This window comes from Halorhodospira halophila SL1 (genome assembly GCF_000015585.1).
GTDB lineage: Bacteria > Pseudomonadota > Gammaproteobacteria > Nitrococcales > Halorhodospiraceae > Halorhodospira > Halorhodospira halophila.
This window is the reverse complement of record NC_008789.1, coordinates 614,987-636,245: the sequence shown is the minus strand read 5'-3', so window position 1 is coordinate 636,245 and position 21,259 is coordinate 614,987. Positions and strand designations below refer to the sequence as shown.

Annotated in this window: 15 protein-coding genes; 10 read left to right on the top strand and 5 right to left on the bottom strand. The window is 68.6% G+C overall.

Annotation, left to right across the window (positions count from 1 at the left end):
* Positions 1-2 precede the first annotated feature (2 nt).
* The 3 genes from lapB (at position 3) to HHAL_RS02840 (ending at position 2,312) form a co-directional block, all read left to right on the top strand.
* A complete protein-coding gene (lapB, locus tag HHAL_RS02850) occupies positions 3-1,172 on the top strand; it encodes a lipopolysaccharide assembly protein LapB (RefSeq protein WP_011813369.1) in 1,170 nt (389 codons plus the stop codon).
* The gene (gene pyrF / locus HHAL_RS02845) at positions 1,169-1,879 is read left to right on the top strand and encodes an orotidine-5'-phosphate decarboxylase (protein ID WP_011813368.1); all 711 of its coding nucleotides are present in this window, start codon (positions 1,169-1,171) and stop codon (positions 1,877-1,879) included. The genes lapB and pyrF overlap by 4 nt, the downstream gene beginning before the upstream one ends.
* 133 nt (positions 1,880-2,012) lie before the next feature.
* A complete protein-coding gene (locus tag HHAL_RS02840) occupies positions 2,013-2,312 on the top strand; it encodes a ComEA family DNA-binding protein (RefSeq protein ID WP_011813367.1) in 300 nt (99 codons plus the stop codon).
* A gap of 47 nt (positions 2,313-2,359) precedes the next feature.
* Here the strand turns inward: HHAL_RS02840 and phbB are convergent, their stop codons facing one another.
* Positions 2,360-3,106: an acetoacetyl-CoA reductase gene (phbB, locus tag HHAL_RS02835; RefSeq protein ID WP_011813366.1), complete on the bottom strand. Its 747-nt coding sequence runs from the start codon at positions 3,104-3,106 to the stop codon at positions 2,360-2,362.
* 182 nt (positions 3,107-3,288) lie between these two features.
* Here phbB and cysK point away from each other — a divergent pair, with 182 nt between their 5' ends.
* On the top strand, positions 3,289-4,269 hold the full coding sequence (gene cysK / locus HHAL_RS02830; protein ID WP_041595022.1) for a cysteine synthase A: 981 nt from the start codon (positions 3,289-3,291) through the stop codon (positions 4,267-4,269).
* Between the two features lie 268 nt (positions 4,270-4,537).
* Here the strand turns inward: cysK and putA are convergent, their stop codons facing one another.
* Positions 4,538-7,705, bottom strand: a complete 3,168-nt coding sequence (putA, locus tag HHAL_RS02825) for a bifunctional proline dehydrogenase/L-glutamate gamma-semialdehyde dehydrogenase PutA (RefSeq protein ID WP_011813364.1) — start codon at positions 7,703-7,705, stop codon at positions 4,538-4,540.
* A gap of 451 nt (positions 7,706-8,156) precedes the next feature.
* On the opposite strand from putA, the gene putP reads away from it, so the two are divergent.
* Positions 8,157-9,638 carry a sodium/proline symporter PutP gene (gene putP, locus HHAL_RS02820; RefSeq protein ID WP_011813363.1) on the top strand — a complete coding sequence of 494 codons (1,482 nt, stop codon included), beginning with the start codon at positions 8,157-8,159 and terminating at the stop codon, positions 9,636-9,638.
* Between the two features lie 55 nt (positions 9,639-9,693).
* Here the strand turns inward: putP and HHAL_RS02815 are convergent, their stop codons facing one another.
* A complete protein-coding gene (locus HHAL_RS02815) occupies positions 9,694-10,860 on the bottom strand; it encodes a cation diffusion facilitator family transporter (RefSeq protein ID WP_011813362.1) in 1,167 nt (388 codons plus the stop codon).
* Between the two features lie 258 nt (positions 10,861-11,118).
* Between HHAL_RS02815 and tsaA the strand changes: the two genes are divergently transcribed.
* The 3 genes from tsaA (at position 11,119) to HHAL_RS02800 (ending at position 14,800) form a co-directional block, all read left to right on the top strand.
* Positions 11,119-11,607 (top strand): tRNA (N6-threonylcarbamoyladenosine(37)-N6)-methyltransferase TrmO, encoded by a 489-nt coding sequence (tsaA, locus tag HHAL_RS02810; RefSeq protein WP_011813361.1) that lies wholly within the window; start codon positions 11,119-11,121, stop codon positions 11,605-11,607.
* A 78-nt stretch (positions 11,608-11,685) separates the two neighbouring features.
* Positions 11,686-13,887, top strand: a complete 2,202-nt coding sequence (locus HHAL_RS02805) for a TonB-dependent receptor (protein ID WP_011813360.1) — start codon at positions 11,686-11,688, stop codon at positions 13,885-13,887.
* A gap of 64 nt (positions 13,888-13,951) precedes the next feature.
* Entirely contained in the window at positions 13,952-14,800 is an 849-nt protein-coding gene (locus HHAL_RS02800) for an SDR family oxidoreductase (RefSeq protein WP_011813359.1), read from the top strand.
* Between the two features lie 14 nt (positions 14,801-14,814).
* Here the strand turns inward: HHAL_RS02800 and HHAL_RS12490 are convergent, their stop codons facing one another.
* Positions 14,815-16,737 carry a methyl-accepting chemotaxis protein gene (locus HHAL_RS12490; protein WP_011813358.1) on the bottom strand — a complete coding sequence of 641 codons (1,923 nt, stop codon included), beginning with the start codon at positions 16,735-16,737 and terminating at the stop codon, positions 14,815-14,817.
* Positions 16,738-16,932: 195 nt separating this feature from the next.
* Complete coding sequence (gene nhaC, locus HHAL_RS02790; protein ID WP_011813357.1) at positions 16,933-18,465, bottom strand: Na+/H+ antiporter NhaC; 1,533 nt, start codon at positions 18,463-18,465, stop codon at positions 16,933-16,935.
* Between the two features lie 223 nt (positions 18,466-18,688).
* On the opposite strand from nhaC, the gene katG reads away from it, so the two are divergent.
* Positions 18,689-20,863: a catalase/peroxidase HPI gene (katG, locus tag HHAL_RS02785; RefSeq protein WP_011813356.1), complete on the top strand. Its 2,175-nt coding sequence runs from the start codon at positions 18,689-18,691 to the stop codon at positions 20,861-20,863.
* Positions 20,864-20,974: 111 nt separating this feature from the next.
* Positions 20,975-21,187: a dodecin gene (locus HHAL_RS02780; RefSeq protein ID WP_011813355.1), complete on the top strand. Its 213-nt coding sequence runs from the start codon at positions 20,975-20,977 to the stop codon at positions 21,185-21,187.
* Positions 21,188-21,259 lie beyond the last annotated feature (72 nt).

The window sequence follows — 21,259 nt, the reverse complement described above, 5'->3', positions numbered from 1 at the left end:
CCATGCATGAACTGTTGTGGCTACTGCTGCCAGTAGCCGCCCTTTCCGGATGGTGGATCGGCCGGCGCGGCGGGAGTGACGAGCACCACGACGCATTCTCTCCTCAGATTTCCGACGCCTACTTCCAGGGCCTGAACTACCTGCTCAACGAGGAGCGGGACAAGGCGCTGGAGGTGTTTACCCGCATGGTCGAGGTCGACAGCGATACCGCTGAGACCCACCTGGCCCTGGGCAGTGTCTTCCGCCGGCGGGGCGAGGTCGACCGGGCCATCCGCATCCACCAGAACCTCATCGCCCGCCCGTCGCTGACCCGGCGGCAGCGCACCTACGCCCTGCTGGCGCTGGGCGAGGACTACATGAAGGCGGGGGTCTTCGACCGGGCCGAGAAGCTCTTCCAGGAGGTGGTGGAGCAGGACGCCCACGTAGAGCAGGCCCTGCGCCGGCTGCTGACCATCTACGAGCATGAACGCGAATGGGATCGTGCCATCGAGACCGCCGAGCGGCTCGAGCAGGTGGGCGAGGGCGACTACCGTGTGCGGATCGGCCAGCTGCGCTGCGAGCAGGCCGCCCATGCCCTGGCGCGGGGCTACACTGAACACGCGCGCAAGGCACTGCGTCGTGCGCTGAGCGCCGATCCCGACTGTGCCCGGGCCAACATGCTGCTCGGCGACCTGGAGCGCGAACTGGGACGTTACAAGGCTGCCGTCAAGGCCTACGAGGCCGTCGGGCAGCAGGACCCGGCGCTGCTGCCGGAGGTCCTTGATGGCCTGGCCGCCGCCTACCGTGGGCTGGGTCGCTCTGGGCAGATGGAGACCTTCCTGCGGGATACCGTCACCCGCATGCCCGACGGCCGGCTGATGGTCCGGCTGGCGGAGGTCATTCGCGAGCGCCGCGGTACCCAGGCGGCGATCCGCGAGCTGACGCTGATGCTGCGGCGCCAGCCGTCACTGGACGGTATCCGCCGGCTGGTGGCCCTGACCCACTCGGTGGGTGAGCCCATCGGCCCGCGGGAGATGCAGATCCTGCTGGATCTGTTCGAGAAGCTCGAGGCCGGGCGTGCCCTCTACCGTTGCCGGCGCTGCGGATTCTCGGCGCGGACGTTGTTCTGGCAGTGCCCGGGTTGCCAGGGCTGGGCGAGCATCCGGCCGCAGACCGAGACGGAGGACCGATGAGCGTACCTGGCCCGCCGCGGTTGGTCGTGGCGCTGGACTTCCCGGCCGCAGCCCCGGCCGAGGCCCTGGCGGCACAGCTCGATCCACGCCTGTGCCGCTTAAAGGTGGGCAAGGAGCTGTTCACCCGCGCTGGGCCGCAGTTGGTGGAGCGACTTCACGCCCGGGGCTTCGAGGTCTTCCTCGACCTCAAGTACCACGACATTCCCAACACCGTGGCCGGCGCCTGCCGTGCGGCCGCGGATCTCGGCGTGTGGATGGTCAACGTCCACGCCCTGGGCGGCCGACGGATGCTCGAGGCCGCCGCCGAGGCGGTGGCGGCCGCCGAGGGTCGGACCCTGATCACCGCAGTGACCGTCCTGACCAGCCACGACGCGGCGACCCTCGAGGAGATCGGCCTGGCCGGACCGCCCCGCGAGGCGGTCCTGCGCCTGGCCGGCCTAGCCCAGGCGAGCGGGCTCGACGGCGTGGTCTGCTCCCCGGAGGAGGCGGCGGCGATTGGTGAGCGGTTCGGCGCCGGGCTGCTGCGGGTGACCCCGGGGGTGCGTCCGGCCGGTGCGGCTTTGGGGGACCAGCAGCGCATCGCAACACCGGCTGCCGCGGTAGCGGCGGGCTGCGATCACTTGGTCGTGGGGCGACCGATCACCGCGGCGGAGGATCCCGCCGCCGCCGCGGCGGCCATCGCCGCGGAGATCGCCGCCGCCGGATGAGGGCGGGCCTGGGGCTCCACCCGATTGGCGTCGTCGGGACAGACTGCTAAAGTGACTCATGCACCGTCGACACGACGGTGCGCGTCGCCAGGGAGTGGCGACCACAGGCAACCATGATCAGGGAGGATTCGATATGCCTGAGCGATTCAGTGGCGCCGGCCGTGCGCTCATCTCCACCGTATGCACCGCGACCACCCTGCTCCTTGCCGGGGCCGTACAGGCTGCCGGAGGCGTGGATATCAATGCCGCCTCGGCGGATGAACTCGCTTCGGTCCTCAACGGCGTCGGCGAGGCCCGGGCGGAGGCCATTATCGAGGAGCGGGAGGCCAACGGCCCCTTCCAGGATGCCGAGGACCTCTCCCGGGTCAGCGGGGTCGGCCCGGCCACGCTCGAGGAGAACCGGGAGCAGATCCGGGTGGACGGCGCCGACTAGGGGCGCCAGAGCGGGGGGCAGGGCGGCCTGTCCCCCGCCATCGGCGGTTACTCCATGTGCAGCCCGCCGTTGATATCCAGGTTGGCGCCGGTGATGAAGCCGGCGTTTTCCGAGGCGAGGTACTCGATCAGCGAGGCCACCTCGTCGGGCTCGCCGAGCCGCCGTACCGGGATGGTGTCGACGATCTGCTGACGCACCTCCTCTTTCATGGCCATGACCATGTCGGTGGCGAGGTAACCCGGCGAGACGGTGTTGACCGTGACGCCCTTGTGCGCCAGCTCGCGCGCCAGGGACATGGTGAAGCCGTGCATGCCCGCCTTGGTGGCGGCGTAGTTGCACTGCCCGAACTGCCCCTTACGGCCATTGACCGAGGCCACGTTGACGATCCGGCCCCAGCCGCGTCCGGCCATGTCGTCGGCGAACTGCTTGGTGACATTGAAGACGCTGTCCAGGTTGGTCCGCATCACGGCGTCCCAGTTCTCCCGGGTCATCTTCTTGAAGCTGCCGTCCTTGGTGATCCCGGCGTTGTTGACCAGGATGTCCACGGGGCCGGCCTGCTCGTGGACCGCCTCGGCCATGGCCGCGCAGGAATCCCAGTCGGCGACGTCGCACTGGACCGCGTGGATCGGAGCCGTCACGCCGCGCTCCTGCAGCCGCTCCCGCCACTGCGCAACCCGGCCGTTGTCCGCGGTGTAGGTGGTCACGACGGTGTGGCCACTGCGGCCCAGGCGCTCGCACACCGCCGCGCCGAGCCCACCGAGGCCGCCGGTTACCAGTGCCGTCTTCTGGCTCATAAGGTCTCCCCCTTTGATGCCGTTCCTTGTCCGTTTTGTTAGCGCGTGGCAGATGCCGCTGCCCGCCACTTTTTCCCCAGAATAGGGGCTATGCAACCTTTTGCAAATGACGCAGCGCAGCGTCCCCGTAGGTTATGCTGCACATCGGAAATGGCCCTGCGAACCCGATGCCCGGAGGTGGAATGACCGATATGGAGGCGCCCGCGCCCGAAGGCGGGCGGATCTACGACGACTTCGTGGCCACCATCGGCGAGACCCCGCTGGTGCGGCTGTCGCGCCTGGGTGCCGAAGCCGGTTTGGCCGCAGAGCTGCTGGCCAAGCTGGAGATGTTCAATCCGCTGAGTTCGGTGAAGGATCGCATCGCCCTGGCGATGATCGAGGCCGCGGAAGCGGAGGGACGCATCACGCCGGGGCGCTCGACGCTCATCGAGCCTACCTCGGGGAACACCGGCATTGGCCTGGCCTTCATCGCCGCGGCCCGTGGGTACCGGTTGATCCTCACCATGCCGGCGAACATGTCCGCCGAGCGTCGCAAGCTGTTTGCCTTCTACGGTGCCCGGGTGGAACTGACCGACCCGGCGGCGGGCATGCGCGGCGCCATCGACCGGGCCGAGGCTCTGCTCGAGGAGATCCCGGATAGCTTCACGCCGGCGCAATTCAGCAATCCGGCCAATCCCCGCGCACACCGCCTGCGTACCGCGGAGGAGATCTGGCGCGATACCGGCGGGTCGGTGGACGGTCTGATCGCCGGGGTGGGGACCGGCGGGACCCTGACCGGGATCGCCGGGGTGCTCAAGGAGCGCCGGCCCGGTTTCCGCGCCTACGCCGTGGAGCCGGCCGGGTCGCCGGTGCTCTCCGGTGGGGCGCCGGGGCCCCACGGTCTGCAGGGCATCGGTGCCGGCTTTCTGCCGGATACCCTGGATGCCACCCTGGTCGATGAGACCCTGCAGGTGACGGACGACGAGGCGCTGGCCATGAGCCGTCGGGTGGCGAGGCTGGAAGGGATCCCGTGCGGAATCTCCAGTGGGGCGGCGCTGTCGGCGGCGGTCCAGGTGGCCGCCCGGCCGGAGCTGGCCGGACAGCGTCTGGTGGTCATCCTCGCCTCTGGCGCCGAGCGCTATCTATCCACACCCCTGTTCGAGGGGCTGGACGACGAGGCTTAGACAGTGGCGAGGGAGCCGGTGGGCAGGCGGTCGACCGTGCTTGCGTGCCGGAACGCTCCAGAGCCGGTGGGTGCTCCGGCCGTGGGCGGTGGGGGCGTGACAACGGCGCATTGAGCGCACCGAGCAGCGCAGGGGACCCCGAAGGGGTGCGCTCGTCAGCGCCGTTGTCACGCCCCCACCGCCCACGGTTTCACGGAACTGCCCCCGGGCTTCGTCAGCCGCATCGCGCAAGCACGGTCGACCGCCTGCCCACCGGCTCCCTCAACGCTTACGCCTCGTCGTCCTCCCCCAAGGCGAAGAGGGAGGCGTTGCCGCCGGCCGCCGCCGTGTTCTCGGTGACCACCCGTTCGTTGACGAAGCGCAGCAGATAGTTCGGTCCGCCGGCCTTGAACCCGGTACCCGACAGCCCCTCGCCGCCGAAGGGCTGGGAGCCCACCACCGCGCCGACGATGTCCCGGTTGACGTAGGCGTTTCCGGCGCGGATCGAGCGCGTGGCCATCTCCCGGTGGCTGTCGATGCGGCTGTGGACGCCGAAGGTGAGACCGTAGCCGGCGGCGTTGATCCGCTCCACCACCGAGTCGAGCTCCCCCGCCCGCCAGGTGGTGTAGTGGAGCATCGGCCCGAAGAACTCCTCCTGCAGATCCTCGATGGCATCCAGCCGGTAGAGCGACGGCGGCACAAAGTGCCCGCGCTCTCCGGCCTGGCCGAGCGGTGTCCGATGGACCACGCGGCCGGCGGCGGCCATCGCCTCGTGATGGGCCTCCAGCCGCGCCCGGGCGTCGCTGTCGATCACCGGGCCGACGTCGGTGGCCAGCCAGCGCGGATCACCAACCCGCAGGGCGTCCATGGCCCCGCGCAGCATCGCCAGGAACGGCTCAGCGATGTCCTCCTGGATGCACAGCAGGCGCAGCGCCGAGCAGCGCTGGCCGGCGCTGAAGAACGCCGAGCGCAGTACATCCACCACCGCCTGCTCGGGCAGGGCGCTGGAGTCGACGATCAGGGCGTTGAGGCCGCCGGTCTCGGCGATCAGCGGAACGATGGGGCCATCGCGCTCGGCCAGGGTGCGGTGGATCTGCTGCGCCGTGGCCACCGAGCCGGTGAAGGCGACCCCGTCGATCCGCCGATCGGCCACCAGCGGCGGCCCGATGCGCCGGCCCTCGCCGGGCAGAAGGTGGAGCACGTCACCGGGGATGCCCGCCTGATGCATGAGCTCCACGGCTCGGTGGGCGATCAGCGGCGTCTGCTCCGCCGGCTTGGCGATCACCGCATTGCCGGCGGCCAGGGCGGCGGTGATCTGCCCGGTGAAGATCGCCAGCGGCAGGTTCCAGGGGCTGATGCACAGGTAGGTGCCGCGGCCGTGCAGCTGCAGGGCGTTGGTCTCGCCGGTGGGGCCGGGTAACGGGGTCGGTTCGCCCATCAGCCGCCGCGCCTGGACGGCGTAGTAGCGGCAGAAGTCCACCGCCTCGCGCACCTCGGCGATGCCGTCCTTAAGGGTCTTGCCGCCTTCCAGGGTGCACAGGGTCATCAGCTCGGCGGTGTGCGCCTCGTAGAGGTCGGCGAGGCGCTCCAGGGCTCGGGCGCGCTCGTCCACCGGCGTCGCGGCCCAGCGCGGCCAGGCCGCTGCGGCACTGGCTAGGGCCTGCTCCAGGTGCTCGTGGCCGGCCCACAGCACCCGGCCGACGTGCTGGGCGGTATCCGTGGGGCTGCAGACCTCGGCCCAGGTGCCGTCGGCCTCGGTGGCGCCCTGGCCGTTGATGATCGGCCGCGCCTCGCGGGCAGGCTCGGCGGCGGTGGTCATGGCAGCAGCCAGGGCGGCGGTCTCTTGCCGGTTGGAGAAGTCGATACCGCGGCTGTTGACCCGCTCCGGGCCGAAAATCCCGGACGGCAGCGGCAGGTGCGGGTGGCGCAGGGTCGTCCGCGAGCGCAGGTGCTCCACCGGGTCGGCGATCAGCTCTTCCACGTCGCCTTCGTGGATCCGATTGACGAAGGAGGAGTTGGCGCCGTTCTCCAGCAGCCGGCGGACGAGATAGGGCAGCAGCGCCTCGTGCTGGCCCACCGGGGCGTAGATGCGCACCGGCACCCCGCGGCCGGGGCGGGCGTCGACCAGTTGATCGTAGAGGTCATCAGCCATGCCGTGCAGGCGCTGAAACTCGAAGGGCTGCTCGTCGGCCAGTTCCATCACCGCGGCGACGGTGTGGGCGTTGTGGGTGGCGAACTGCGGATAGATCTGCTGCGGGTGGCGGAGCATGCGCCGGGCGCAGGCCAGGAAGCAGACATCGCTGGCCGCCTTGCGGGTGAAGACCGGGTAGTCGTCCAGGCCCTGGATCTGTGAGTCCTTGATCTCGGTATCCCAGTAGGCGCCCTTGACCAGCCGGATGCGCAGGCGGCGCCGGTAGTGCCCGGCCCGCTCGGCCAGCCAGTCGATCCACTCCGGGGCGCGCTTCTGGTACGCCTGCACCGCAATTCCCAGCCCGTCCCAGTCGGCGAGTTCCGGGTCGGCCATCACCGCCTCAAGCACATCCAGTGTCAGGTCGATCCGGGCGGCCTCCTCGGCGTCCACGCATAGGGCGATGCCGGCCTCCCGGGCGCGCCGGCACAGCGCCTGCAAGCGGGGGATGACCGTGGCCTGGACGCGTTCCTCCTGACCGGGCTCGAAGCGCGGGTCGAGGGCCGAGAGCTTCACCGAGACCTCGGCCCGGGCGTCCATGGGCGCATCCGGGTCGGCACTGCGCCCGAAGTGCTCGATGCCGCGGCAGTAGGCCTGGAAGAAGTGCTCGGCGTCGGCCTCGGTGCGCGCCGCCTCGCCGAGCATGTCGTAGGAGTAGCGGTACCCCTTGGCTTCGAGTTTGCGGGCGCGCCGCTGCGCCTCGGGGATGTCGCGGCCGAGGACGAAGGTCTCACCAAGCAGTCCCATCGAGCGCCGCACCGCCCGGCGGATCAGCGGGGCCCCGCGACGGGCGATGGCGGTGTGGAGGCGATCTCCAAACCAGCGCTCGGCGTCGCGGGTGTCCAGGATCCGGCCGGTCAGGGCCAGGCCGAGGGTGGCGGCGTTGACCAGCAACCGCCGGTCGCGCCCCAGGTGCGACGACCAGCCCCCGGTGCCGAGCTTGTCGTGGATCAGCTGATCGGCAGTCGGCGCGTCGGGGATACGCAGCAATGCCTCCGCCAGGCACATCAGCGCCACTCCTTCCTCGCTGGAGAGGTCGTACTCGTGGAGCAGGGCGGTCAGCGAGGACTGGCGGCGCTGGGCGCGGATCATGCCGTGGACCAGGCCCCGGGCGCGCTCCTGGATACGGGAGCGGGTCGCCGGATCGCAGTCGGCCTCCTCAAGCAGGGCGCGGCTGCGGGTGGGTTCATCGATGCGGTAGGCCGCGGCCAGGGCGCGGCGCTCGGCGGGCAGCAGCTGCTCGGGCTCCGGGTGGACGAACGCGCTCATGGCACCTCCTCTGAAGGGTCGGATCGGGCAGCGGATGGCGCTTCTCCCTGCAGGGGGCGTGCCACTGTCCGGATCGCGGGCGGTGGGCTGCGGTCGGGGTGGTCGTGGGGGGAGTGTGGTTCCTGCCAGCCGGATCGGCCAGGGGGGTATCCGGGCGCAGAGCCTTGCACGAAAGCGGTGCCTGGTATTTCATTCCCGCTCACCCGTGGTGCATTCACTGCGCCGATGACGGTCGATCCCGCGGGTGCGGGTCGCGGCACAAAAACTGCACTCAACGGGCGATGATCGTGCCCTGCAGCGGATGGGCCGCGGGGCTTTGCAAGCGAAGGGAGCGGGCTATGGAAGAGAACCTGACTGCGGCCACCTGGTTCTGGCTGTTGGTGCCCATGCTGCTGGTGGTGGCGCTCGCCCTGGTGAGCCTGGTGCGCCACAAGATGCGGGAGGAAGACCGATGAACGGCGAACTCGATCTCAACATCCCGCTACTGGCGACCTTTGTCGTCTACCTGATCCTGATGATCCTGGTGGGGCTGTTCGCCTACCGCTTCACCAAGAGCCTCGCCGACTACATCCTCGGCGGGCGTCGCCTGGGTTCGGGGACGGCGGCCCTCTCGGCCGGCGCCTCGGACATGAGCGGCTGGCTCCTGCTTGGTCTGCCCGGTGCGGTCTACGCCTCCGGGATGAACCAGATCTGGATTGCGGTGGGCCTGACCATCGGCGCCTACCTCAACTGGCAGTTCATTGCCGAGCGTCTGCGTCGCTACACCGAGGTGGCGCGGGACTCGATTACCATCCCGGCCTACTTCGAGAATCGCTTCCGGGACCAGACCTCGGCGCTGCGCGTGGTCTCGGCCCTGGTGATCCTGCTGTTCTTTACCTTCTACACCTCGGCCGGTCTGGTGGCGGCGGGGACGCTGTTCGAGGACACCTTCGGGGTGGAGTACACCCTGGCGCTGGCGATCGGCGCCTCGGTGATCCTGGTGTACACGCTGCTGGGCGGTTTCCTGGCGGTTAGCTGGACCGACTTCATCCAGGGCATCCTGATGTTCGTCGCCCTGATCCTGGTGCCGGTGATCACCGTGATGAACCTCGGCGGCTGGTCGGAGACCGCCGGCGCCGTCGGGGAGCTGGAGCCGGGCGCGCTGGACGCCTTCCACGACGTGACCCTGTTCAGCATCATCTCGCTGATGGCCTGGGGCCTGGGCTACTTCGGGCAGCCCCACGTGCTGACCCGTTTCATGGCCATCCGCAGTCCTCGGGATATCCCCGCGGCCCGGTTCATCGGCATGAGCTGGATGGTCTTCGCCCTGTTCGGCGCCATCTTTACGGGCTTTGCCGGCATCGCCTTCTTCGAGGGCACTGGCACCCTGGACAACCCCGAGACGGTCTTCATGGCCCTGATCCAGGCGCTGTTCAATCCGTGGGTGGCCGGCTGTCTGCTGGCGGCGGTGCTGGCGGCGATCATGAGCACCATCGACTCCCAGCTGCTGGTCTCCTCCTCGGCCCTGTCCGAGGACTTCTACAAGCGCTTCCTGCGTCCGCGGGCCGGTGACCGGGAGCTGGTCTGGGTCGGTCGCGGTACGGTGCTCGGCATCGGGATCTTCGCCACCCTGCTGGCGCTCAATCCGGATGCCGCGGTCCTCGACCTGGTCGCTTACGCCTGGGCCGGCTTCGGCGCTGCCTTCGGGCCGGTGATCATCCTCTCGGTCTTCTGGCGCGGTGCTACGCGCAACGGGGCCCTGGCGGGGATCATCGTCGGCGCGGTGACGGTGGTGGTCTGGGATCTGCTTGAGGGCGGGCTCTTCGATATGTACGAGATCCTGCCCGGCTTCATCCTGGGTACCCTGGCGATCCTGATCTTCAGCCGCGTTGGTGGTCGTCCGAGTGCGGAGATCGAGCGGGAGTTCGACAAGGTCGAACAAGGCACCCGCTAAACCGCGCGTCCATGCCCCCGGGCGTTGGCCCGGGGGCATGGACGGTGGTGGCCGGTTAGTGGTGGCCGATCCAGAAGATCCGGCAATCGCTCACGTAATCAATGGCTTCCGCTGTTTCGGCCAGGGCGGCGGCCTCGGCGTGCTGGCGGGCGGGGTCGCCCTCGGCCTGCCAGGCCAGGTGGAGCTCCACCTCCAGCCGCCCTTGCAGGTAGTGCAGATCGAGGCGGTGGATGCGGTCGGCCAGGGGTTGGTCCGACCAGTGTCGACGCAGGGTGCGCTCCACCTCACGGCGCCTCGGCAGCTGGCGGGTCTGCTCATGCCATGCCGGGTCCTCGTGTTCGACGTGGACCAGCACCTCGGCCACCTCCGGGTTGGCGGCAACCAGGTGCTCGCGCACCGCCTCGGCCACGCGGTGGCCCTCGGAGACGCTGATCCGCGGGTCGACCACCACATGGACATCGATCAGGGTGGATTCGGCCATGTATCGGCTGCGCAGTCCGTGCACGCCGCGGACACCGTCCAGGGCGTGGATCTGGGCCTCCAGCTCGCGCACCTGCTCGGCGGTCAGGCCGGTGTCCACCAGCTCGCGCAGGGACTGCCAGACGAAGCGCAGCCCCATATAGCCGAGCATCGAGGCGACGACGATGGCGCCGACGGCGTCGAGCCACGGCACGCCCGCCAGTACACCGAGGATGCCCACCACCACGACCACCGAGGAGAGGGCGTCGGAGCGGTGGTGCCAGGCGTTGGCGTGGATGATATTCGAGCGCGCCCGCCGGGCCACCACGCGGGTGTACTGGTAGAGGGCCTCCTTGGCGAGGATCGAGGCGAGGGCGGCGGACAGCGCCAGCCAGCCCGGCACCAGCAGGGTCTCCGGGGCGAAGAACAGGCGGTGGACGGCGTCGTAGATGAATCCGCCGGCGATCACCATCAGGGCGGCGCCGATGAACGCCGTGGCGACGGTCTCGATGCGGGCGTGGCCGTAGGGGTGTTCCTGATCGGCGCCGCGGCTGCCGTAGGTGGTGGCACCCAACACCACGCCGTCGGAGATCAGGTCGCTGAGCGAGTGGGCGCCATCGGCGATCAGCGCCTGGGACTGGCCGACGATGCCGGCGCCGACCTTGCCGATGCCGAGCAGCAGGTTGACCACGGCGCCGATCACGGTAACCCGCTGCTTGGCCGGGAGGTGCTCAGCACCGGGTGTTGCGGCATCATCCGTCACGGTGTAGCGCACTCCCTGGCTCGGGCCGGTCCCCCAAACTAGCAGCTCCGTGGTGTGGCGTCCGCGGTCGCGCTGCTGAAAACCCTTTTCAGCAGCCTGCTTTCACCGCTGACGCGGTGGGCCAGGATGAGGCGTTTCCAGGAAAGCCTGGAAAAGCAATGAGTTAGGTCTTTTTAGAGCAAGCGGAACCTGCCGGTTCCGCTTCTACCAGGGTGATGAGAAGACTTTTTCATCACCCTGCTAGAGAAGGAGCAGACCATGATCGAGATGCAACCCATCGGGGTGATTCGCACCCCGCACACCGAGCGCCGCGGCATGCCCGTTCAGCCCAGCGGTGCTGCAGACCATACCGGCGAGGTCGAGGTCGATCCCGCCTACGCCGCCGGGCTCAAGGATCTGGACGGGTTCTCCCACATCACCCTGATCTTCCTCTTCGACCGCAGTGAGGGTTACGAGCTGGAGGTGGTGCCCTTTCTCGACGACCGGCCCCACGGCGTCTTCGCCACCCGGGCGCCGCGGCGGCCGAATCCCATCGGCCTGTCCACGGTGCGCCTGGAAGGGGTGCGCGGCAACATCCTCGATATCCGCGGGCCGGATATGCTCGACGGCACGCCGCTGCTCGACATCAAGCCGTGCACGCCGGAGCTGGGGCCGGAGGAGCCGGTCCGGCGCGGTTGGCTGGATGAGGCCCGCGCGCGCTTCGCTGATGGACGTTCCGATGAGCGCTTCCAAGGAGGTGAGGCATAACGCCGCGGCAGCTGGGGCTGGGCGGTGTTCACCTTTAAAATGAACGAGAAGCGTTCGCAAATGCATGAAGGAGGCACGATGAAGCACCGGGTTCGGCGCATTGCGACCCCCTGGCGTGGCGTGTTGCCGGTGGCCGGAATCGCCGGACTGGCGGCGCCGGCCACGGTCCTGGGCGACTCGGGGGTCGAGGTCCTGCCGCAGGTGACGGTCACCGGGGATCCGCTCGGCAGCCGCACCGAAGGCGAGCTGGTCCGGCCGATCTCGGTGGTGGAGGGCGAGGCGCTGGAGCGCCGTCGCGACGGGGGGACCATCGGTGAGGTCCTCGACGGCCTGCCGGGGATCAGCAATGCCGACTTCGGTCCCGGCGTGGGGCGGCCGACCATCCGCGGCCTGCAGGGCTCCCGGGTGGAGGAGCTGCAGGACGGCATGCGGATCAGCGATGTCTCGGACGAGGGCGTCGATCACGCCGTCGGCGGCGACACCCGGCGGGCGCAGTCGGTGGAGCTGATCCGCGGCCCGGCGACCCTGATGTACGGCTCCGGTGCCGCCGGCGGCGCGGTGAATATCGTCACCAACCGGTTCGACCCGTTCATTGAGGAGCAGGTCTCCGGCAGCCTCTACGGTGCCTACACGGACAACGCCAACCAGCGCCAGGGCTATGCCGGGGTGGAAGTCCCCCTGACCGAGGGCTTCGCCCTGCGCACCGACTACAGCCTGCGCCGCAGCGACGACGCCGACATCTCCGGCTTCCAGCTCGAGGACGGCCGCGAGGGCGATCACTTGATCCGCGACACGCTGGTCAACAGCGACGTGGAGGACGACAGCTGGTCGCTGACCGGCATGTGGTCCGAGGAGTGGGGCTACATCGGCATCGGCTACGACCGCTGGGAGATCGAGTACGGCGTCCCCGAGCCCTTCTTCCCGGTGCATACGGACGATATCAATCTCTCCGACGAGTACGAGCGGATCTACGCCGAGCACGACCGCTTCGACCTGCGCAGCGAGTTCTACGATCCGTTCAACGGCTTCTCGGCGGCCCGGTTCAACCTCTCCTACACCGAGTTCGTCCAGGACGAGGTCGAGTACGACTACGATACGGACACCGGGCGGCTGGACGAGCGGGAGACCGAGGCCGCCTTCGAGCAGGACGAGCTGGACGCCCGGCTGGAGCTGACCCACGATCCCCTGGACGCCCTCGGCGGGCTGCGCGGGACCCTCGGCATCGACTTCCACGACGTGGACTACGTCGGCGCCGATCCCCGCGAGGACAGTGACGACCTCATCCGGCCCAACGAGACCACCTCCACCGGGGTCTTCCTGGTCGAGGAGCTGCCCACCGGCTTCGGCGCCGTGGAGTTCGGCGCCCGGCTGAACCACGAGCGGTCACGGCCGGCGGATGTTTATGACCCGGTGATTGACTCGGTTGGAGATGGCCTGACTGATGTTCCCACTCGGACCTTCGAAGAGGAGTTGGGCAGCCGCACCTTCACCACCGGCAGCGCCTCCGCCGGCGCCCGCTTCGACCTGGACGATCGGCACCGCCTGCGCAGTTCCGTCACCTACGCCGAGCGGGCCCCCTCCGCCGAGCAGCTCTACGCCTTCGGCCGCCACGGCGCCGCCGGTACCTGGGAGGTGGGCAACCCGGACCTCGACGAGGAGCAGTATCTCAACCTGGATATCGCCTTGGAGCGCCACCAGGGCGAGGTCCGCTACGACGCCGCGCTCTTCTACAACCGGGTGGACGACTACATCTACTTCCGGAGCTTCGACGACAACGGCGAGCCGCTGCGCGTTGACAGGGACGCAACTTACGATGCCGAAGGCGATCAGCTGGTCTACAACACCGCCGACGACGTCCACCTCTACGGCCTGGAGTTCGAGGCCGAGCGCGATCTCACGGTGGCGGACTGGCCGCTAACCGCCCGGGCCAGCGGCGACTACCTGCGCGGGCGGTTCCGGGATGGCGGGAGCCTGCCGCGGATGACGGCGCCGCGTCTGGGGATCGGCGTGGACACCGCCTGGCGGACCCTGGACTTCTCGGTGGACTGGCGCCACGTCTTCCGGCAGACCGACACCGGCCCAGCGGAGACCGAGACCGGCAGCTACAACCTGTTGGGCTTCGATATCGGCTGGGACCCCCAGGAGGTCGAAGACCTGCGTGTCTTCGTCCGCGGCCGCAACCTCCTCGACGAGGGAGGCCGGCGGCATGAGAGCTTCTTCAAGGACCGGGCGCCGATCCTCGGCCGCTCGTTCACCGCCGGGGCCCGCTACAATTTCTAGATCGCCGGCTCGCCCGCCCCAGGGCGTTGACCCGGGGCGGGCGGGCCGCTAGCTTGCAGCGATCATGAGCGACTCCTCCGCATCCCGCCTGCCCGCATCCGCGGCCCCCGAGGGGCCCCTCGGGGTGGTGATCACCGGCGGCAGCCGTGGCCTGGGGCTGGCCATGGCGCAGCGCTTCCTCGCCGCTGGTGATGCGGTGGTCCTCTGCGCCCGGGATGCGGAGCGGCTGGAAGTGGCGCGGGCGGAGCTGGTCACGGCCACCGGTGCCGGTGAGCGGCTGCACACGGTGGCCTGCGATGTGGCCGATCCCGAGGCCGCGGAGCGGCTGGCCGATTTCGCCGTCGAGCGGCTGGGGAGCATCCACCGCTGGCTCAACAACGCCGGTACCGCCGGTCGGCACAAGCGGCCGCTGGTTGAGCTGTCCGCGGCGGATATCGCCGAGACCTGCACCACCAATCTCACTGGCTCGATGCAGCTTTGCGCGGCGGCGCTGCGGCGCATGCAGGCGCAGCCGGCGGCACCGGAGCCGCGCTACCACCTGTTCAACTTCGGCTTCTCCGGGCTGGGGGCGCATTTCTCGCGGACCTCCATCCCCCATCGGGTCAGCAAGCTGGGGGTGGCGGAGCTCTCCCGACAGCTGCGCCGGGAGCTGCAGGCGAGTGGCGAGCAAGGCATCGGCGTCCACGAGCTGCGCCCGGGGCTGGTGCGCACCGAGCTGCTGCTCGCCGACCTGCCGGAGCAGGCCCGGCCGATCATCGACCGTCTGGCCGAACCCCCGGAGCAGGTAGCCGACGCCCTGGTGCCCCGGGTGCGCGGCATCACCGGGACCGGACGCACGCTCCAGTACCGCTCACCGCTGGCCACGCTGGTGCGAGCCCTGTCGGCGGTGCCGACCCTGCGCCGCGTGCGCTGACCGGGGCAGCCTGGTCAGCGCACGCGGAACTGCCCCACGCGATCCTGCAGGTCCGCGGCCAGCCGGGCCACCTCCTCGCTGGCGGATGCAACCTGGGAGGCGCCGCTGGCGGTGGCGTCAATGGTCGCCTTGATCTGATTGAGTGAGCGGTTGATCTCCTCGGAGGCCGCGGACTGCTCCTCCGCGGCACTGGCGATCTGGGTGTTCATGTCGGTGATGGTGCTCACCGAGTCGGTGATCGCGCCCAGTGACTCGGATGCCCGTGCGGCGATGGTCACCGCCTGGTTCGAGCTGCTGCGGCCGTTCTCCATCGCCTGCGCGGCGTCTTCGATGCGTCCGCGCAGGGTGTCGAGGATCTCGCGGATCTCTTCCGTGGAAGACTGCGTGCGGGTGGCTAGCTTGCGCACCTCCTCGGCCACCACCGAGAACCCGCGGCCGTTCTCGCCGGCGCGGGCCGCCTCGATGGCGGCGTTGAGGGCGAGGAGGTTGGTCTGCTCGGTGATCTCGTGGATCACGTCGAGCACCTTGGTGACCCGCTCGGCGTCCTGGTTGAGCTGCTGGACGACGCCGGCGGCGGTCTCGGCCTGCTCGGCCACCTGGCGGATCTCGTTGGCATTCTCCTGCACGACATCCGCGCCGGAGTGGGCGGCCTGATCGGATCTCCGGGCCGCCTCGGAGGCGTCCGAGGCGTTCTCGGCGACCTGCTGGATGGTGGCGGCCATCTCATTCATGGAGGTGGCCACCTGCTCGGTCTCGGACTGCTGCTCGCGCAATTGGCCGCTGGTCTCGCGCACCGAGGCGGAGAGCTCCTCGGCAGAGGCCGAGAGCTGGGTCGAAGCGTCCGAGACCGAGCCAATCAGTTCCTGCATCCGATCGACGAAGGCGTTGAAGTTGCTCGCCAGCTCGCCGACCTCATCCCGGGTCTGAACTTCCAGCCGCTGGGTGAGGTCGGCATCGCCGCTGGCGATCTCGCCCAGGGCTCGGCTGGTGGCGGCGATGGGGCGGGCGATTCGCCGGGCCACCAGTACGATGATACCGCCGAGCACCAGAACCGCTGCGCCGAAAATCACCAGCAGGTTCTGCCGCAGGTCGCGGGCCGCGGCCATCAGTTCCGACTCCGGAACGGCGATCCCCAGGGACCAGCCGGAGAGCCCGGAGACCGGGGCGAAGGATGCGGTATAGGCGGTGCCGTCGGCGTCGGTGAAGGTGCCCACGCCGCGTTCGCCGTCGACCATGCGCTGGGCGATCGCACGATAGTCCTCGTCCCCGGATTCCAGCGCGTTCTGCTCCATGCGCACGTCCTCGTCGGGGTGGGCGACGGTCAGGCCGTCGGCGCCGAGCGCCCACGGCAGGGCGCCGGTGCGGTCCGTTGCCGTGGCCACGACATCGGCCAGGGTATCCAGGGTGACGGTCACGGCCACAAGGCCGACGACCTCGCCGCGTTCATCGGTGACCGCCTCGGCGATGACGGTGATCGGGTTGCCGGTGCTGGCCGAATGAACCGGATCCGAGATGGCCTGCGTCTCTTGCTGCTCCTCGACTAGGTTCTGCCAATAGTCGCGTCCGGACAGGTCGGTTTGCTCACCGCCGTGGTGGTAGGTGGCGGTTCCTTCGGTGTCGACGAAGATCAGCACCTCGTATTCGTCGCTCATGTGCTCACCCTGCCGGGCGAGGAACTCGCTGATCCGGTCCGGCTCGTCCGAACTGAGCGCCTCGCTTTGGGCCAGGGCGGATACGAAGGCCGTGTGGGTGTCCAGCCACTGGCTGATGGCCTCGGCACCGGCCTCGCTGAGTTCCTGGGTCGAGTCGGTGATCTCGGTGCTGAACCGATCACTCGCCTGTTGGGTGACGACCCCTCCGACGATCACGAAGGCCAGCAGGGTGGGGATGCCGAACAGGATGAGGAGCTTCGGGGTCAGACGGACAGCGCTGAACATGGGGATTCGCTCTGCGGTGGCAGGCGGCGCCGGCCGCCCGCGTGGTTATTCATGGGCGATGCTATTTCCGGATGCAATACCCAGGTTTGGCGGATAATGCCTTTGGCGGGCCCCCGGGTGCAATCGGCGAGGTGCAGTGAGAAGGCCGGGGTTGGGGGCGGCCAGGCCGCCCCCAACCCCGGCGTTGCCGCGAGGTTAGCGTCGCCGGTAGCGGTCGAAGGCCCGCTCCAGCTCCTCGGGGTCGAGATCGGCGGAGTTAACCACACCGCCCTGGACCATGATCGACTCATGGTTGTCTTGCCAGCGGCGCTGCTCCTCCTCGCTGGCCCGGGGCATGAACCACCCGGTGGCCGCGAAGAACAGGCCGATGATCGGCGACAGCCAGCAGACGATGGCGAACGGCGCGTAGACCAGGGTGGGGATACCCAGGGCTCCGGCGGTAAAGGCGCCGCCTGCGCCCCATGGGATCAGCGGGTTGATCATCGTCCCGCCTTCCTCCACCGAACGCGACAGGTTGAGGGTCGACTGCCCCTGCCCCCGGTAGACCGGCGCGAACATCCGCCCCGGCAGCGCGATGGACAGGTACGGGTCGCCGGAGATGAGGTTAGTGCCGGCGGAGCTACCAGTGCTGGCGGCGAACAGCGAGAAGCGGCCGCGGATTCGCTGGATGATGGCGTTCAGGACCGCCTCGACGCTGCGCGTCTGCTCCAGGATGCCGCCGAAGGCCAGCGCGATCAGCACCAGCGAGATGGTCCACATCATCGACTGGATGCCGCCGGTGGAGAGCAGATCGTCCACTGACTCCACACCGGTTTCGCTGACGAAGCCGTCCTGCATGGCCATCACCGCGGCGGCGACGTCGGTGCCCTGGACGAGGACCGCCATCACCGCACCGGCCACGGCACCGGAGAAGAGGGTGGGTAGCACCGGGAAGCGCATCAGCGCCAGCGCCATGACCAGCACCGCCGGCAGCAGCAGGACCGGGTGCAGGGTGAACTGTGCCTCCAGGCCCTCGAGGATGGTCTCGATGCGCCCGGTTTCCAGGTCCGTGCCGGCGTAGCCGAAGCCGATGACCCAGTAGGCCGCGCCGGCCACGATCAGCGCGGGCACGGAGGTGGCCATCATGTTGCGGATGTGGCTGAACAGGTTGGTGCCGGTCACCGCCGGCGCAAGGTTGGTGGTATCCGACAGCGGCGACATCTTATCGCCGAAAAAGGCGCCAGAGACGATGGCGCCGCCGGTCAGGGCCAGCGGGATGCCCAACCCCTCGCCGACGCCGACCAGGGCCAGGCCCACGGTGCCTACCGTGCCCCAGGAGGTGCCCACGGCCATGGAGACCACGGCGGTGAGGATCATGGCAGCGAGCAGGAACAGCTCCGGGGTGATCAGCAGCAGCCCGTAGTAGATGAGCAGCGGCACCGTGCCGGAGAGGATCCACGTACCGATGATCATGCCCACCGTGATGAGGATGGCCACCGACTGCAGGCCGATGTGCACCACGTGGTAGAGCCCGTTCTCCATCCGCCACCAGCGGATGCCGTGGTACCAGCCGAGCAGGCCGGTGAAGGCGATGCCCAGGGCCAGCGGGACGTGGGGGACGAAGTCGTCGAAGGCGAGGATCTGGAAGACCATCAAGCCCATGGTGAAGGCGATGGGCAGGAGGGCTGTGGTCACGCTGGGAAGCGGGATCTCGGACTCCCGCACCGAGTTCTCTTCCTGTTCACTCATACCGACTCCAGGGTGGCTAAGGGAGCCGGCATTATCTCGATGGGGCGCGTTCTTTCAAGTGATGCGTTACGTTGAGGGGAGATCGAGGTGTCGATGAAGCCGCGGACCGGGCGTCACACTGTAATTGGCATATTCGATCAGGTGGCCGTCTTGTGAGAGATTCCATGCAGGTGCAAAATGGAATTGTTCAAAACGGCACTGGCAGGAAGCAACGGAGAAGACGATGGCAGATCAACAGAAGGCGGGCGGTTGCCCGGTGATGCACGGTGCGATGACCCAGGTCGGCGAGTCCAACCTGGACATGTGGCCCAACGCCCTGAACCTCGACATCCTCCATCAGCATGATCGCAAGCCCGATCCGATGGGTGAGGGGTTCAACTACCGGGAAGAGGTCAAGAAGCTCGATCTCGACGCGGTCAAGCAAGACCTCCACCAGCTGATGACCGACAGCCAGGCGTGGTGGCCGGCAGACTGGGGGCACTACGGCGGGCTGATGATCCGCATGGCCTGGCACGCCGCCGGCACCTACCGGGTGGCGGATGGCCGTGGCGGTGGCGGTACCGGCAATCAGCGCTTCGCCCCGATCAACAGCTGGCCGGACAACGTCAACCTCGACAAGGCGCGGCGGCTGCTCTGGCCGATCAAGAAGAAGTACGGCAACCGGCTCAGCTGGGCCGACCTGATCATCCTCGCCGGCAACGTGGCCTACGAGTCCATGGGGCTGAAGACCTTCGGCTTCTCCCTGGGGCGCGAGGACATCTGGCACCCGGAAAAGGATATCTACTGGGGCTCCGAGAAGGAGTGGCTGGCGCCGAGCGATAGCGAAGACAGCCGCTACGGCGAGGACCGTGCCTCGTTGGAGAATCCGCTGGCGGCGGTGATGATGGGGCTGATCTACGTCAACCCCGAAGGTGTGGACGGCAATCCGGACCCGCTGCGGACCGCCGAGGACGTGCGCATCACCTTCGAGCGCATGGCCATGAACGACGAGGAGACCGTCGCCCTCACCGCCGGCGGCCACACGGTCGGCAAGTGCCACGGCAATGGCGATGTCGAGAACCTCGGGCCGGATCCGGAGTCGGCGGACGTCGAGGAGCAGGGGCTCGGCTGGAACAACAAGGTGACCCGCGGAGTGGGCCGGGACACCGTCAGCAGCGGCATCGAGGGGGCCTGGACCACCTATCCCACCCGCTGGGACAACGGCTACTTCCACCTGCTGCTCAACTACGAGTGGGAACTGACCAAGAGCCCCGCCGGGGCCTGGCAGTGGGAGCCGGTGGATATCAAGGAGGAAGACAAGCCGGTCGATGTTGAAGACCCGTCCATCCGCCTCAATCCGATCATGACCGATGCGGATATGGCGATGAAGATGGATCCGGCCTACCGCAAGATCTCCGAGCGGTTCTACAACGATCCGGCCTACTTCGACGAGGTCTTCGCCCGAGCCTGGTTCAAGCTCACTCACCGGGATCTGGGGCCACGGACCCGTTATATCGGCCCGGAGGCCCCCCAGGAAGATCTGATTTGGCAGGATCCGGTGCCGGCGGGTCGGACCGATTACGACGTAGAGGCGCTCAAGGCGAAGATCGCCGATAGCGGGCTGAGCATCGGCGAGATGGTCAGCACTGCCTGGGACAGTGCCCGCACCTTCCGCGGCTCGGATAACCGGGGCGGGGCCAATGGGGCCCGGATTCGCCTGGCGCCGCAGAAGGACTGGGAGGGTAATGAGCCCGAGCGGCTGTCGAAGGTCCTCGGCGTCCTCGAGGGCATCGCCGCCGATGCCGGTGCCAGTCTGGCCGATACCATCGTGCTCGCCGGCAACGTGGGGATCGAGCAGGCGGCCCGGGCAGCCGGCCACGACATCACCGTTCCCTTCGCCCCCGGCCGCGGTGATGCCAGCCAGGAGATGACCGACGTGGACTCCTTCCAGTACCTGGAGCCGCTCGCCGACGGCTACCGCAACTGGGTCAAGAAGGAGTATGCGGTGCAGCCCGAGGAGATGATGCTCGATCGCACCCAGCTGATGGGGCTGACCGCGCCGGAGATGACCGTCCTGGTCGGCGGCATGCGGGTGCTGGGGACCAACCACGGTGGCACCAAGCACGGTGTGCTCACCGACCGCGAGGGCCAGCTGACCAACGACTTCTTCGTCAATCTCACGGACATGGCCTACACCTGGAAGCCGGTGGGCAGCAACCGTTACGAGATCCGCCAGCGCAGCAGCGATGCGGTGAAGTGGACGGCGACCCGTGTGGATCTCGTCTTCGGGTCCAACTCGATCCTGCGCTCGTACGCCGAGGTCTACGCCCAGGACGACAACCGGGAGAAGTTCGTCCACGACTTCGTGGCGGCCTGGACCAAGGTGATGAACGCCGACCGATTCGACCTGGTGGCGTAACCGCGGTGAGCCGGCTTCGGCCGGCTCGCTACCGGCGCCCGACACCGCAGCCCGGGTGTCGGGCGTCATCCGCCCCAGTCTTTGTTTCTCCCTGTACCCAGGAGCGTTCGGATGAGCGATCACGTCTACAAGATTGTCGAGCTGACCGGTTCCTCCCCGAACGGGATCGAGGAGGCCGTGAACAACGCCATCGCCCGTGCCGGCGAGACCCTCCGCCATCTACGCTGGTTCGAGGTGGTGGATACCCGGGGGCATATCGAGGGCGGCCGGGTGAACCACTGGCAGGTCACGGTCAAGGTCGGGTTTACCCTGGAAGGGGGCTGAAACGCCCTCTGGCCCGAAAAATGCTAGCAGGTGGTGCGTTGAGCCATTCTCCGCTGATTGAGCGAACCAAGG

Coding starts and splice junctions, on each gene's coding strand:
- lapB (WP_011813369.1), top strand. CDS start 3: ATGCATGAACTGTTGTGGCTACTGCTGCCAGTAGCCGCCCTTTCCGGA.
- pyrF (WP_011813368.1), top strand. CDS start 1,169: ATGAGCGTACCTGGCCCGCCGCGGTTGGTCGTGGCGCTGGACTTCCCG.
- HHAL_RS02840 (WP_011813367.1), top strand. CDS start 2,013: ATGCCTGAGCGATTCAGTGGCGCCGGCCGTGCGCTCATCTCCACCGTA.
- phbB (WP_011813366.1), bottom strand. CDS start 3,106: ATGAGCCAGAAGACGGCACTGGTAACCGGCGGCCTCGGTGGGCTCGGC.
- cysK (WP_041595022.1), top strand. CDS start 3,289: ATGACCGATATGGAGGCGCCCGCGCCCGAAGGCGGGCGGATCTACGAC.
- putA (WP_011813364.1), bottom strand. CDS start 7,705: ATGAGCGCGTTCGTCCACCCGGAGCCCGAGCAGCTGCTGCCCGCCGAG.
- putP (WP_011813363.1), top strand. CDS start 8,157: ATGAACGGCGAACTCGATCTCAACATCCCGCTACTGGCGACCTTTGTC.
- tsaA (WP_011813361.1), top strand. CDS start 11,119: ATGATCGAGATGCAACCCATCGGGGTGATTCGCACCCCGCACACCGAG.
- HHAL_RS02805 (WP_011813360.1), top strand. CDS start 11,686: ATGAAGCACCGGGTTCGGCGCATTGCGACCCCCTGGCGTGGCGTGTTG.
- HHAL_RS02800 (WP_011813359.1), top strand. CDS start 13,952: ATGAGCGACTCCTCCGCATCCCGCCTGCCCGCATCCGCGGCCCCCGAG.
- HHAL_RS12490 (WP_011813358.1), bottom strand. CDS start 16,737: ATGTTCAGCGCTGTCCGTCTGACCCCGAAGCTCCTCATCCTGTTCGGC.
- nhaC (WP_011813357.1), bottom strand. CDS start 18,465: ATGAGTGAACAGGAAGAGAACTCGGTGCGGGAGTCCGAGATCCCGCTT.
- katG (WP_011813356.1), top strand. CDS start 18,689: ATGGCAGATCAACAGAAGGCGGGCGGTTGCCCGGTGATGCACGGTGCG.
- HHAL_RS02780 (WP_011813355.1), top strand. CDS start 20,975: ATGAGCGATCACGTCTACAAGATTGTCGAGCTGACCGGTTCCTCCCCG.